Origin of the sequence: Streptomyces sp. NPDC051364 (assembly GCF_040682115.1) — a bacterium.
GTDB lineage: Bacteria > Actinomycetota > Actinomycetes > Streptomycetales > Streptomycetaceae > Streptomyces.
In genome coordinates this window covers 1-13,261 of record NZ_JBFBAH010000067.1, presented here as the reverse complement: position 1 = coordinate 13,261, position 13,261 = coordinate 1, and the positions used below count along the sequence as shown (strand labels likewise).

The 13,261-nt window shown below is 67.1% G+C and carries 13 protein-coding genes and 1 pseudogene; 9 read left to right on the top strand and 5 right to left on the bottom strand.

Features of this window, described 5'->3' with window-relative positions; translation table 11 throughout:
• The first annotated feature begins 236 nt into the window (after window positions 1-236).
• From AB0M76_RS42895 to AB0M76_RS42860, 8 genes and pseudogenes are all read left to right on the top strand, one after another.
• Window positions 237-806 (top strand): hypothetical protein, encoded by a 570-nt coding sequence (locus AB0M76_RS42895; RefSeq protein ID WP_365958197.1) that lies wholly within the window; start codon window positions 237-239, stop codon window positions 804-806.
• An 11-nt stretch (window positions 807-817) separates the two neighbouring features.
• Window positions 818-1,204, top strand: coding sequence for a hypothetical protein (locus AB0M76_RS42890; RefSeq protein WP_365958196.1), 387 nt, complete (start codon window positions 818-820; stop codon window positions 1,202-1,204).
• A gap of 608 nt (window positions 1,205-1,812) precedes the next feature.
• Window positions 1,813-3,000: an alanine dehydrogenase gene (locus tag AB0M76_RS42885; RefSeq protein WP_365958195.1), complete on the top strand. Its 1,188-nt coding sequence runs from the start codon at window positions 1,813-1,815 to the stop codon at window positions 2,998-3,000.
• Between the two features lie 322 nt (window positions 3,001-3,322).
• Complete coding sequence (locus tag AB0M76_RS42880; protein ID WP_365958194.1) at window positions 3,323-3,649, top strand: hypothetical protein; 327 nt, start codon at window positions 3,323-3,325, stop codon at window positions 3,647-3,649.
• 45 nt (window positions 3,650-3,694) lie between these two features.
• Window positions 3,695-3,934 (top strand): annotated as a pseudogene (locus tag AB0M76_RS42875) (integrase core domain-containing protein); the annotation flags it as partial.
• A gap of 173 nt (window positions 3,935-4,107) precedes the next feature.
• Window positions 4,108-4,449, top strand: a complete 342-nt coding sequence (locus tag AB0M76_RS42870) for a CU044_2847 family protein (protein WP_365958193.1) — start codon at window positions 4,108-4,110, stop codon at window positions 4,447-4,449.
• Between the two features lie 4 nt (window positions 4,450-4,453).
• A complete protein-coding gene (locus AB0M76_RS42865) occupies window positions 4,454-8,254 on the top strand; it encodes a trypsin-like peptidase domain-containing protein (RefSeq protein WP_365958192.1) in 3,801 nt (1,266 codons plus the stop codon).
• A 509-nt stretch (window positions 8,255-8,763) separates the two neighbouring features.
• On the top strand, window positions 8,764-8,955 hold the full coding sequence (locus AB0M76_RS42860; protein WP_365958191.1) for a hypothetical protein: 192 nt from the start codon (window positions 8,764-8,766) through the stop codon (window positions 8,953-8,955).
• A 346-nt stretch (window positions 8,956-9,301) separates the two neighbouring features.
• On the opposite strand, the gene AB0M76_RS42855 is transcribed toward AB0M76_RS42860, so the two are convergent.
• From AB0M76_RS42855 to AB0M76_RS42840, 4 genes are all read right to left on the bottom strand, one after another.
• Window positions 9,302-9,931, bottom strand: coding sequence for a hypothetical protein (locus AB0M76_RS42855; RefSeq protein ID WP_365958190.1), 630 nt, complete (start codon window positions 9,929-9,931; stop codon window positions 9,302-9,304).
• Window positions 9,928-10,317, bottom strand: coding sequence for a sigma-70 family RNA polymerase sigma factor (locus AB0M76_RS42850; RefSeq protein ID WP_365958189.1), 390 nt, complete (start codon window positions 10,315-10,317; stop codon window positions 9,928-9,930). The genes AB0M76_RS42855 and AB0M76_RS42850 overlap by 4 nt, the downstream gene beginning before the upstream one ends.
• Before the next feature lie 130 nt (window positions 10,318-10,447).
• Window positions 10,448-10,681 carry a hypothetical protein gene (locus tag AB0M76_RS42845; RefSeq protein WP_365958188.1) on the bottom strand — a complete coding sequence of 78 codons (234 nt, stop codon included), beginning with the start codon at window positions 10,679-10,681 and terminating at the stop codon, window positions 10,448-10,450.
• Window positions 10,682-11,439: 758 nt separating this feature from the next.
• Window positions 11,440-11,568, bottom strand: a complete 129-nt coding sequence (locus tag AB0M76_RS42840) for a hypothetical protein (protein ID WP_365958199.1) — start codon at window positions 11,566-11,568, stop codon at window positions 11,440-11,442.
• Between the two features lie 412 nt (window positions 11,569-11,980).
• On the opposite strand from AB0M76_RS42840, the gene AB0M76_RS42835 reads away from it, so the two are divergent.
• A complete protein-coding gene (locus AB0M76_RS42835) occupies window positions 11,981-12,520 on the top strand; it encodes a hypothetical protein (RefSeq protein ID WP_365958187.1) in 540 nt (179 codons plus the stop codon).
• Here AB0M76_RS42835 and AB0M76_RS42830 read toward each other — a convergent pair.
• Window positions 12,477-13,208 (bottom strand): IS5 family transposase, encoded by a 732-nt coding sequence (locus tag AB0M76_RS42830; protein ID WP_365958198.1) that lies wholly within the window; start codon window positions 13,206-13,208, stop codon window positions 12,477-12,479. The two genes, AB0M76_RS42835 and AB0M76_RS42830, sit on opposite strands and share 44 nt — an antisense overlap.
• Between the last annotated feature and the right edge of the window lie 53 nt (window positions 13,209-13,261).

Genomic DNA, 13,261 nt, shown 5'->3' with positions numbered 1-13,261 from the left:
GGCTCCAGCCTTGCCCACTGTGCATCCGTCAGATCTCCACGCGCCACACCATGATCATCACCGATCAAGATCCACTTTCGCAACAGACCCTAGTGGTGAACGCGTCCTGAAATGGCATTCGTCTGGGATCCAGATGCTTGCCCCCCATGATGCCTTGAAACCGTTGGAGAGTGTCGGCCCGTGACCACCAGGGAGAGGATCTGCGGCGGATGACAGAAACGAAATGCGGCGGTCGCATGAACGACTACGACGGCCACACCTACACCGGGTCCAGCACCATCGAGCTGGCCAAGCCGCTCACCGAGGAGCAGCTCGCCAAGCTCGAACACCCCAAGACGGGCGACATGCTGCACGTGTTCGCGACGGCACTCCTCCTGGGGAAATGCTATGACCTGACCTGCCGATTCTCCTCCAGCAACGGTGACTGGGTAGAGACGACCCTCACTCCCCGCGCGCCGTCCTGGCTCCCGGACGCCTTGCGGGAAAGGCTTTCGGGCAGGCCTGCGCACACCAGCCGGACCGGGTGGAGCATCGAGACCCGCACCGCGCTGGTGAAGGTCACCTTTCATGCAGAGAAAGGGCCAGCGGTAAAGGGTCTCCCCGAATTGTGCAGGGACCGCAAGGGGCATGTGACGGAGGACTCGTTCGGCCGCACGCTGCACGAGTCCGTGTCTTTCATCCCCAGGCAGACATTCGAGTTGGATGCCGTCGATTGTGAGAGCGGAAGTCTGCTGCCAACGCGGCTGCGGCACGACCAGAGCAACACCTCATACCGTCACGTGATCGAACTCAGCAGGACCAGCTGAAGGGGACGAGAATGACCGAGACAACAACAGTGCCCGAGGGCCTGGTCCTTGTGACCCAGCTGCCCGGTGGCCGCATGCAGATCAGCCCTCTGGGCAGCACCCCGCAATGCCTGGCACCACTCGCCCTGCTGGGCAATGCGCTCCGCCCGCTGGCAGAGGCACTCCTCGTGCACGGATACGCCGCTGGCGAAGGACTCTTCCTGACCAGCATCCGCTCCGGCGAATCCATCACCATCGCACCCGCACAGACCGGCACAGAGGCAAACGAACCGACGCCACAGGCGATCAACGCAGGCGCCGCAGCACTGCTTCGGCAAGCAGTAGCCACCATGGCCGGCTCCACCACGGTTGGCGCAGCCGCGGGCTCCACCGTCCACCTCACCGCAGCCACCGCCTGACAGCAACCCCCGAGCCGGCTGCTGGCCGCCCAGGCCCGCGCCCCTCCCGGCACCGGACATCGACAACAGGCCCGAGCGACCCGTTCGCTCGGGCCCTCTCCCCCTTACCTCGTGTTGGATATGCCGGGCATTGACGCAGGTGAACACGCTTGCGTTGGGTGTTTGATCAAGTTCTCCTGGTGATCTCGCACGGCAGGGTATCCCGGACAACTCCCCATTTCAGAGCGGCTCGACCTTCACGCTTCGCCGCATGACCCGTACCGTGTTCGGGGCCCTGGTTGCTGCCGCCGCCGCGATGGCCTTTGTTCCTCTGGCCGCCAGTACCGCTTCCGCGCAGGACGTGACCTCGATCGAGGCCAAGAGCGTCAAGATCACCGACACCCTGGCCTCCCACGGGACGTACCACGACAGCACCTCGCTGATCCCCGTCGCCTACAACTGCTGGGCAGCCAGCTGCGCCCACCACCTCAAGGCGCAGGACGGCGGCGCGCCACCTGCCCTGCCGCACGCCCGGGGTCCGGGCGCCCGGGCCACCGCGAGAGGCCTGAAGCAGGCCGGGCCGGGGAAAGTTACCGCCCCGGAGCCAAGCAAAAACATGGGGTCTGCTGATGAGTCAGCTCAGTCTCGGCGTGATCGGGTTCTCCCGGAAGGAGCACGAGCGGCGGCTGCCGATCCACCCGTCGCACCTCCAGCACATCGAGAGCGGTATCCGTGGCCGAATGTTCCTCGAGCGCGGTTACGGCCACCGTCTCGGGGTGCCGGACGACAGGCTGGCCCGGCAGGTCGCCGGCCTGCTGCCCCGGCGTGAGCTCATCCGCCGGTGCGATGTCATCCTCCTGCCCAAGCCGATGCCGCAGGACTTCAGGCAGATGCGGGAAGGACAGACATTGTGGGGGTGTCCCCACTTCGTCCAGAACACGGAGGTCACGCAACTGGCGATCGACCGGAAGCTGACCGTGATCGCCTTCGAAGCCATGTGGCGCCGGCCGGCCGACGGCTCCCCCGAGCAGTTCGTCTTCCACCGCACCAGCGAACTCGCCGGCTACTGCTCCGTTCAGCACGCACTGCAATCCAGCGGAAGGACCAAGGCGGCCCGGGATCCTACCCTCAGGGCGGCCGTCATCGGGTACGGGTCCGCAGGCCGCGGCGCGATAGCCGCGCTCCACGCCCACGGCGTGCACGACCTCACCATCGTGACCCGGCGCCCGAGCACCACTGCCGCCGTACCGGCCGGCACCGCGCGGATGGCCCAGCTCCACTACAACGCCGCCCACCCGTCGAAGAGCACCGTGACAATGGAGAAGGCCGAGGTGCCGCTCGCCGGATTCCTCGCCGGACACGACATCGTCGTCAACTGCGTCCTGCAGGACGTCACCTCCCCGCAGACCTACCTCAACCGCAACGACATCGAACGGCTCCCGCGCCGGGTCCTCATCATCGACGTCTCATGCGACACAGCCATGGGCTTCAGCTGGGTGCGCCCCACAACCTTCGCCCGCCCTGTCATCCGGGTCGGCGGTAACGCCGACTACTACGCCGTCGACCACAGCCCGTCACTACTCTGGGAATCCGCCACCCGGAAGATGAGCCACGCCCTGCTCCCCTACCTGGCCACCATCACCGACCAGCACGCATGGGACACCGACGAGACCATCAGCCGGGCCATCGAGACACGCGGCGGCATCATCCAGAATCAGAACATCCTCCTCCACCAAGGCCGCTCACCCCACTACCCACACCCGGCCACACCACGCCCCGCCCTCCCCCAACGGGCCGACACACCCGTCACCACATGAGCGACGGCCCAGTTCTCAGCCACCACCCGGACAGGCGCTCCACCCCAGCGGTATCGTCCGCGAGGAGCAGCTCGGGGTCGCCGACCCGTACAGTCCGGGTGCGCATGCCCACGCCAAGCGCGGTCACGATGTCGGCGTGCGGTGGGAACGGTGAGCTTCCCGTGCTCCAGGAGCCAGTCGGCAACCGCGCTCCGGTCGGACACCGGGCTCGTCTGCGTGCCTCCCGCCGGGGCAGGGAAGCCGGCTGGCGCCTGCGCCAGGACGCCACGGCGGCGCGGCCGCCCCGGCGATCCTGGCGACCTCCGCCAGCAACACGGTGTCCTTGCACTCAGCCCCCGCCGTCTTCGGCGCTGGAGCCGCGATCGGAGTGCTGGGCGGGGTGATCGGCCTGGGCGGCGCGGAGTTTCACCTGCCCCTGCTGATCGGCCTGTTCGGGTTCGCGGCGCTTTCGGCAGTCATCCTGAACAAGGCGATGAGCCTGGTCATGGTCCTGGTCGCGCTGCCCGCCCGGCTGGCCGCGGTCCCGGCCGTCGACGTCGCCGCACGCTGGCCCGTCGCGGTCAACCTGCTGGCCGGCCGTCTCCTCGGCGCCTGGGCCGGAGCGAGCTGGGATCGCGGCGGCGGCGCTGGTAGACCGTCGCGGTGGTGATCCCGACCTCGGCCGCCGCCGTCGTTCGACCGCCACCGGATGGCCGGGTCGATAGGGAGAGTCGGGGCAGCCGGCGACAACGCGGCCATGGAGTCCTTCTTCAGCCTGCTGCAGAAGAACGTCCTCGACCGCAGGAAGTGGGCCACCCGCTAGGAACTACGGGTCGCCATCGTGACCTGGATCGAGCGGACCTACCACCGCCGCCGCAGGCAAGCCGCACTCGGCCGACTGACCCCCGTCGAATTCGAGACCGTCATGACCACACCGGCCCTCCAGGCCGCGTGACTCAACCTGTCACCCGAACCTGCATCAGACCCAGCCCGTGCCGGAGCCCGATGCTCCCCCGCATCAGACGACGCCCCAATATGTGCGGCCCCAGATGCGGCGGCCACCCTACTCGATGAGGATTAGATCGAGGGGCGGCTGAGGCCACGGGAGAGCGGGAGACGGGAGGAGCCTTGACTCATTTGGCTCGGATTCCGTTGGCGAATGGTGGCTCCCTGCTGCTGGAGGCTCCGGCGGCGGCAGACGGGCCAGTGAAGGCCGGCCTCATCGGCGACCGCATCCACGAAATCCCTGGCAACCTGCAAGCGGCCCTTGGTCCGGTGACGGAGGCGGCGAGTGCCATGCTCGACCAGCTACGCAAGGCAGGCCCCGACGCAATCACGGTCGAGTTCGGCGTCGACCTCGCGTTCGAGGCCGGGGCCGTGATTACCAAGAGCAGTGCCAACTGCCACCTTCGTGTGACGGTGGCGTGGAAGAAGAGCAGCCACCCTGATGCGGATTCGCACGGGGACTGATCCCATGGACATCACCGGCACGCCCCCCGACGGAGACCACGGCGACCAGGAATCCCGCTCCGCGGGACTGCTCAAGGCCGTTGCCCAGATCCTTGGACCGGACGGTCAGGTAGCCGGTGCCGCCTTCCTCGTTGCCGAGGGCGTGCTGATGACGTGCGCGCACGTCATACGTGCCGCCAGAGCTGGGCCCGGTGACAGCGTGCGGCTTGCCTTCCCACACGTGAACGGCGAGCCAGAGGCCGAGGGGCTGGTCCTTGGGGAGGTCTGGCATGGCCCTGAGGACGCGGATGTGGCCGTCGTACGGCTGAACACCGGCGACGACGTGACCGCGGGCGTCGTACCGCTAGCCCTTAGCTCCGCGGCCGGCTCCCAAGGCCATCAGGTGCACTCGTTCGGGTTCCCGGCCCACGCCCCCCTCGGCGGCCATTTCGGGCATGGCACGGCCAGCGAATTGCTGCCGGCCGTCGAGGGCCGGGGTGCCCACCTGCAGTTGACCGCCGCCAATGACCTGACCACCGGATTCAGTGGCGGGCCGGTCGTCGACGAGGTCACCGGCCTGGTCATCGGCATGCTCACCGAGATCACCGCCCCCGACGAGCACGAGCGGGGCCAGAACATCGCCTACGTGACCCCTACCGAGGTGCTGCGGGAGGTCTGGCCCAAGCTGACCGAGCAGGACGTATGCCCCTATCGGGGGCTGGAGTCGTTCACCGCGGAACACGCCCAGTGGTTCGAGGGCCGCAAGGACGCCGTCGAGCAGGTCCTGGAGAATCTCGCCGAGCAGCAACGCGTGACACTGCTCCTCGGCCCCTCCGGCTCCGGCAAGTCGTCACTGGTCCAGGCGGGCGTCCTGCCCGCCCTGGCCGCCGGCGGCGAACTGCCCGGCAGCGATCGCTGGCTGCCCATCGTCACCCGGCCCCGGCAGGACCTGCTGGCCGAGCTCGAACGGGCCGGGCTGCCCGGCGCCGACGACGTCGGGATCGCCGAAGCCGTGACACGCAGGCTGGCGGCCGAACCCGGCCACCAGCGCGTCGTACTGGTCATCGACCAGTACGAAGAGCTCCTCGCAGAGGCGCTCACCAGCCGTGAGCAGGAGCGCCGCCTGGCTGCCAACGACCAGATCACCGCCGCGATCACCTCACACGCCGAACTCCACGTGATCATGATCATGCGCGACGACTTCTATCCCCAGCAAGCCGCCCTCGCCCCCGAACTGCTCAAAGCGGCGATGCCGGGGCTGCTCAACGTGCCGAGCACGCTCAGCCAGGACGACTTTCACGACATCATCACGCTGCCCGCCCTGAAGGCCGGCGCACACTTCGAGCAGGGCCTACCCGAGCGCATCATCGCCGACATCCTGGCCAGCACGCCCGAAGGGACCACGTCTCGCCGTGCACCGGTCACCGTCCTTCCCATGCTCGAACTGACCCTCGACCAGCTGTGGCAACGACGCCGCGAGGGCTTCCTCACCCACGACGCCTACCGGCGGATCGGCGGCGTCACCGGCAGCCTGACCACCTGGTGCGACTCGGCACTCAACAAGCTGCCGCCCGGCGGCTGGCCCATCGCCCAGCGCATCCTGACCTCACTGGTTCGCTCTGCCGACCCCCGCCACAACATCCCCGCCATTCGCCAGCGGGTCCCCATCCACGACCTGCGCGAACTGGCAGCCGACGTCAGCGACGGACCCGACAGCCGCAAACGGATCGCCGAGGTGCTCGCCGCCCTCACCCGCCACCGCATCATCACCACCCACACACCCCACGTCTCCCTGGTCCACGACGCGCTTCCCGCACAGCCGGTGGCCGAGCTCATCCACGATGCGCTCATCCGCGACTGGGGCACCCTGCGCAAGTGGGTCCGCGAGGACCACCAATTCAAGGAATGGCTCGACCACGCCCGCACACGGCACGACCGCTGGGCCGAGACGACGGACGCGGGAGACCTGCTCGCGGGAACAGCCCTCGTTCAAGGCGTCGACTTGGCACGACAACGCCGCCTGCCGGCCGACATCAAGGACTACCTCACCGCCAGCAAGGAACACCAGCAAGCCGGCATCCGGCGCATCAGACGCCTCAACACAATCCTGGCCGCCCTCCTCGTCCTTGCACTCATCGCCGCCGGTGGAGCCCTCTGGCAGTGGCGGGCAGTCGAAGCCGAGCGCAATGCAGCCTTGTCGCGACAGCTCGCCGCCCAGTCCAACAACCTCATCAGCGGGAACCCCGAACTAGCCTCACTGCTGGCCGTCCAGGCATACCGCACCAGCCCCACGCCCGAATCTGCACAAGGTCTACAAAACGCAGCGTCCCTCCCGCTACACAAGCGCTTGTCTGGTCACACCGCCTCGGTACCTGCGGTGGCGTTCAGCCCCAACGGCAAGACCCTCGCCACCGGCAGCGCCGACAAGACCGTTCGCCTGTGGAACGTGACCACCGGCAAAACCCGCAAAACCCTGACCGGACACACCGAGTGGGTGGAAGATGTGGCGTTCAGCCCCGACAGAAAAACCCTTGCCACCGCCAGCGACGACAACACAGCGCGCCTGTGGAACGTGACCACCGGCAAAACCCGCAAAACCCTGACCGGACACACCGACGCGCTGCTTTCGGTGGCATTCAGTACCGACGGTAAAACCCTCGCAACCGCCAGCGGAGACAAGACTGTTCGCCTGTGGAACGTGACCACCGGCAAAACCCGCAAAACCCTGACCGGACACACCGGCTGGGTGGAAGATGTGGCGTTCAGCCCCGACAGAAAAACCCTTGCCACCGCCAGCGACGACAAGACCGTGCGCCTATGGAACGCGACCACTGGCAAAACCCGCAAAATCCTGACCGGACACACCCAAGCGGTACTTGGGGTGGCATTCAGTACCGACGGCAAAACCCTCGCCACCGGTAGCACTGACCAGACCGTTCGCCTGTGGAACGTGACCACCGGCAAAACCCGCAAAACCCTGACTGGACATAATAACTCGGTGAACTCGGTGGCGTTCAGCCCAGATGGCAAAACCCTCGCCACCGCCAGCAGCGACAGCACGGCAAAACTTTGGGACGTGGCCACAGGTGTGACCCGCACAACCCTAATCGGTCACACCGACTTGATATATTCGTCAACTTTCAGTCCTAACGGCCACACTCTCGCCACCGCCAGCGGAGACAAAACAGCACGCCTCTGGGACGTGACCACTGCTGAAACCCTAGTCGGGCACACTGACTCGGTGAATTCGGTGGTGTTCAGCCCCGACAGCAAAACCCTCGCCACCGCCAGCGGAGACAAGACCGTGCGCCTATGGAACGCGACCACCGGAAAAACCAGCAAAACCCTGACCGGACACACCAACTGGGTATACGGGGTGGCATTCAGCCCCGACGGCAAAACCCTCGCCACCGCCAGCGAAGACAAAACAGCACGCCTATGGGACGCGACCACCGGCAAAACCATCAGAACCCTGACCCACACCGACGTGGTGAATTCGGTGGCGTTCAGCCCCGACAGCAAAACCCTCGCCACCGCCGGTTACGATTACACTGCGCACCTGTGGGACGTGGCCACCGGCAAAACCCTCAGAACCCTGACTGGACACACGAACTCAGTAAATGCGGTGGCATTCAGCCCCGACGGCAAAACCCTCGCCACCGCCAGCACCGACAAGACAGCGCGGCTGTGGAACGTTGTCCTACCTAAACCTTCCGCCGCGATCCACAAAATCTGCCGTTCCGTCAACCGAGAGCTCACCCCACAGGAACGCGCGACATACCTGCCAGGCCAATCAGTAGGCGCCGTCTGCCCGACCCAGCATTAAAAGAGCGTTTTGTCCCGTCAGGGGTGTTTGATAAGTCGCGCGGTGTGAGCGGATTGGGGCCACGCTCGGAGGCGTGTGAGGATCCGCCCGTGGAGTGCGATGTGTGTGGACGGGCGATGTGGCGGTGGCCGGCGCTGCCGACTGTGGGGGAAGAGGAGATCTGGTCCTGTTCCTGGTGCCACGCCGCCACTCATGTGGGTGGCGAGTGGTTCGAGGTCTCGCGGCCGCCGTACTTGCCCGTGGAAATGCGCTGGGAGAGGGCCGTCGCGGACGGCCTTCCTGCCGACGTTTCCCATGGCCGAACTGTATGACAAGGCCACCGCGGCCGGGATCCCCGGCCGCTCCACCATGACCCGCGACGAACTCCAGCAGGCGCTCACCCGGGACAGGACACGCCAGAAGGCTTGACCTCCAGCTGTATCCCGCCGGAGAAGGCCCGCGTTGGCCCGACTCGTGCGGTGCGCCGGGAAGCACGGTGCCGTGCGAGCGCGTACAGCGCTGTGCCTGGCATGGACGAGACACTGGACCTGCTGGACACCCTCCTCGACGGCGTTACCGAACCACGCCTGAAACTCATCAGCGCAGACGAGGCACGCGCGTTGTTGGTGCTCCTCGGGCTCCTCGACCACATCGGCCAGAGCGAGGAAATCCGCCGGGCCGCGGGCGAGTTGCGGTTCCGGATCGGCTCACGCCTCGCCTGACCCTCCCCCGGCACCAGGCCGTGTTCGCCTACGGCCCAGGCGCGTCTCGAAGGCGCAGGTGGTCGGTCTGCTTCGCAAAGCTGGTGTCTGATCGGCGCCGGTCGTAGACGACCTCGGGCCGGATGCGTGCGGCGAGGGCCGCTTGCCGGAGCACGCCATGGGCGGCGAGGTGCTCCGGTGTCGGGCGTCCGCCGCCAGATCTGGCGCCGGACGGCAAACGGCCGCCCCCCTTATCCCTGGGAGCGGCCGCTGCCTCAACGAGTCAATGTGCCTGCATCAGGCACTCATGATGGGTCTGCCTATAGGACGTCTCCCGTCCCCAGCCATGGTGAATGAAGGCCCCGCATCAAAGTCGCCTTCCGTCCGTCATGCGATCTGGATGTCTCAGGTACTCCTCGATCTCTTCCACCAGCCGTTCCGCGTCCTTGCCCGAATGCGGGCATGCCGCAGCCTGGAGCGCCACTTGCACAGCCGTGAACGCGTCGGATCCCGCAGCCATACTGCGGGCCTTCCACACGACAAAGGCTGCGCTCTCACCTAGAAACGTCGGATCTCCGGGTGGATCTGCCGGTGGTGAGACTCTCTCCTGTGCCTCTTCCCTGAGGATTTCGAGGTAGTCCCGTGCGTCCTCGTCCCCGTCCTCGGCCGCTTTCTCCCACCAGGACAGAGCCCAGTCATCCCTGCCGAGCAATTCCAGCAGCTCTGCGACCCTGCGTGAGTCACTGGCGTTTGCCTTGCCGCTGAACTCCCGGACCAGCAGGACTGCCAGCTCCCGTAGGGGGGTGCTTCGCTGCCGGGTTTCCGGGCAGGGGTGTGGGGCCGGGGGCCAGCCCGGAAGCTGGCCCCCCTCCACCGGTGCCGGGTCCCCGGGCGTCCGGGGACCGTTCGAAAGTGCCTGCTCGGAACGCTCGAGCAGGAGCCACACGGCGAGGAGCCGAATGGCACTGCGCTCGTCCGACACGTTCCAGTCGCTCATACGGTCACCTCCTCACCGAACTCGTTGACGGACTTCTTCAGATTCTTGATCGCTGCGTGGATGTATCGCTTCACCGAATCCTCTTTCAGGCCGAGGCGCTTCCCCGCGTCTTCCGGACTGAGGTCCTGAAGCACACACAGGGTGATGACCTGGCGCTGGCGTTCGGGAAGGCGGGAAACTAATTCATCGATTCCCTCTTTGACCATTTCATAGGCGGCATCGGGGATGCCGGTGACGGATTCCTGCTCCGGGATCTCCTGCACGGGGACCGGAACCAGGCGCTGGTTCCGGCGGAACTGGTCGATGACGGCGTTCTTCACCGCGGTACGGCCGTACGCGACGAGCGAGCCCTGGCGTGCGGAGAGCTTCTCCCACGAGGAGAACATCCGCAGGTAGGCGACTTGCACGGCGTCTTCCGCGCTGTGCAGGTCGCCCGCCTCGGCCGGGCCACGCGGGAAAAGACCGCGCTGGTCTCAAGGACGAACGCCTCGAAGTCCATGCCCCGGTCGGACTCGCTCACGCAGCCTCCCGCGCGGCCAGCGCCCGCTTGCCCGGCTCGGCGTGCTTGTGGAACAGCCAGGCCGGCTGCCCCTCCTCGAAACGGGCCACCGAACCGCCCTCGGGCAGCGCCTGCGCCATCGCGACCATCGTCGCGCGCTGCTCGCGCTCGCTGCGGACCTCCAGGAACGCCTTCAGATACACCTCAAGCACGCCCTTGGTGCGACGCGCCGCGTACAACAGAAGAAGCATGAGCGGAACCGAAACCCCACCCGCCCCCAACCACTCAAGCCAAGTCACAGACCGGCCTCCCATCATGACGACTCGTTGAATGAGGAACCCGAAAGCCCCTCACCCCCTACACGCCACACGAGCCCCAAAACCGGATACCGGACTCCGACTTTTTCTCAGCCGCACCACCACCACGGCCCTGACCTGCGAAAACCATCAGAAATTTGTGCACGCCCGAAGCACGCCAGAATCGGATCCCGCGCTGCCCGTCTGACGGGCCACGGCAACCATCGAACCCGGGCAGGGCAGAGCCGGCCCGCACGACCGGGGCTTACCGCCCGAACCCGAGGCCGCGGGGATGCTCCTGCGTCTCCGCCCCGGTGTTGAACCCGCGAGCCGCATTCGTGCAGCCGTACTGCGCCAGGACGACCACTGCGGCGGCAGTCACCAGACGTGCCGGCCATGTGTCGCTGGGACCGTGCGAATGCTGCGCCTGCCTCACCCAGGACGCACTGCGCTGGCGGTCAGCCGAGCCAGACAATGTCCAGAACGGACAGGTACCGCGTGAGCCGGTTGATCACGTAGACAACGGAGAGCTGCCCGACGGACGCAGCGCGGACGTCTTCGCCCTCCGGGTCGCCAGTGTTCCACTGGGGCCAGCCACGGGGAGCGCACCGCGATGTCCAGGACGTCGCGGACCGTCTCCTTCGGGTGCTCGGGGAGCGCGGTGAGTACCTTCGCTGCCATCGGGGACAGGCGCACCGCCCATGGCTCACCAGTCACCGGCGGGCGCCGAGGATGTCGTCCAGGTCCACGAAGCCGGTCTCGTCACGGCCGGAGTCCATGTACGTATCGACGGCCGGGGCTGCGGCGACGCGCAGCTGCCAGGCGCGGACGACGTCGTGCAGCGGGGTGAGGCTGTAGCTGTGGCGGGAGTCTTCCAGGCCTTGGCCCAGTCCGGCTCGAATGCCGGCACCCAGGTGTCGGCGCGGCGGTCGTCGCGCAGCTGGGCGAGCAGGTGGGCGGCCGGGGCCGGCGGGGCGGGGGCTTCCTCGGGCTGCGCGCTCACGGGCTCCTCCACGCAGGTCGTACCGCCACGGTGACCGCCGCCGGGTGCGGGGAGAGGGGTCCGGTGCTCACGGCTCCATCACCTCGTCCGGGAGGTGGAACTCGCCCTCATTGGGCCACCAACTCTGCAAGCTCCGTAAGTGGTTGTTGTCTTTCCGGTCGTGATCACGGTGTTTCCGCTGGTCGGGCGTGGGCGTGGTGATTCGGTGGGAGGGGTGGCCTGTCGGGTTGTTGTTCTCCGGGAGGTCGCGGATGCCGTCGGTTTCTGGGTTGCTGGAACAGCGGGAGCTCACCGCTCGTCGTCGTGTGGAGGAGTTGCGGGAGGAGGCCGACCGGGTCCAGGCCGAGCTGGTGGTGGCCGAGCAGGACTGGAAGGAGTGGGTCATTGCCCGCTTGCGGGTCGGCGAGGTCTTGGCCCCGGGCGGTGGTGGGGGTGCCGTCCCGGATGCCACCGAGGCCGTGCGCGATACGGATCCGCAGAGCGAGTCGGCGAAGGAGGCGGCGAAACCGAAATCAGTAGTGCCGATGTGGCGCGTGGGGCTGGCCTGGTCGGCGCTTTCGGTGGACTACCAGCGCATCCTGCGGGTCCTGTCCGACCAACGCCGTCTCGGCCAGGGGTCGTTGACCTGTCAGGATATGGCCATGGCGTTCGGTATCGATCCGGTGCCGGCGAAGGTGGAGACCCTGCGGTCGAAGGCGAAGCGGCTGGTGGCCCGCGGCTGGCTGGCCGAATCGGCGCCGGGGCAGTTCACGCTGATGCCGGGCGTGGCCGGACCAGGCGGCGGGTCATGAGCAGTGTCATCGACCAGTAGATCATCGCCTCGGCGCTGGCGGTGCGGCGTTCGAAGTCACGGACCAGGCGGCGACTGCGCATCAGGTGGGCGAAGAACCGCTCGACGATCCACCTCTTGGGCAGCACAACGAATCCCCGCATGTCGTCGCTGCGTTTCACGATCGCGAGGACCAGCGCGAGCGTGGCGAGGCAGTGCTCGATGAGGCTGCCGGTGTATCCGCCGTCGGCCCAGATCAGTTCCAGCCGGTGATGCGCGTGGGTGACCTGCTCGAGAAGTACCCGGGCGGCAGTGCGGTCACCGGTGTCCGCGGCGGTGACCATCACGCCCAACAGGAGGCCGAGTGTGTCGACCACGGCGTGCCGCTTGCGGCCGTTGATCAGCTTGCCGCCGTCGAATCCGCGGCTGTCCGCGGCCACGACGGCGTCCGCCTTTACCGACTGGGAGTCGATCACACCGGCAGTCGGCTCCGGGTCCCGGCCCGCCTTCTCGCGGACCTTCCCGCGTAGCCGGTCGTGGAACTCGGTGACCAGACCGTGGTCGCGCCAGCGTCGGAAGAAGGCGTAGACCCGGTCCCAGGGCGGGAAGTCGGCTGGCATGGCCCGCCATTTGGTTCCGTTGTCGACCAGGTAGTGGACCGCGTCCAACATCCAATGCCGCGAAGTTAAGCGCTCGGCAGCGGTGTCAATGCGTCAGGGAGGGTGATCTTGTAGGTGTTCGGCGCGGTGCGGATGAGTCGGCC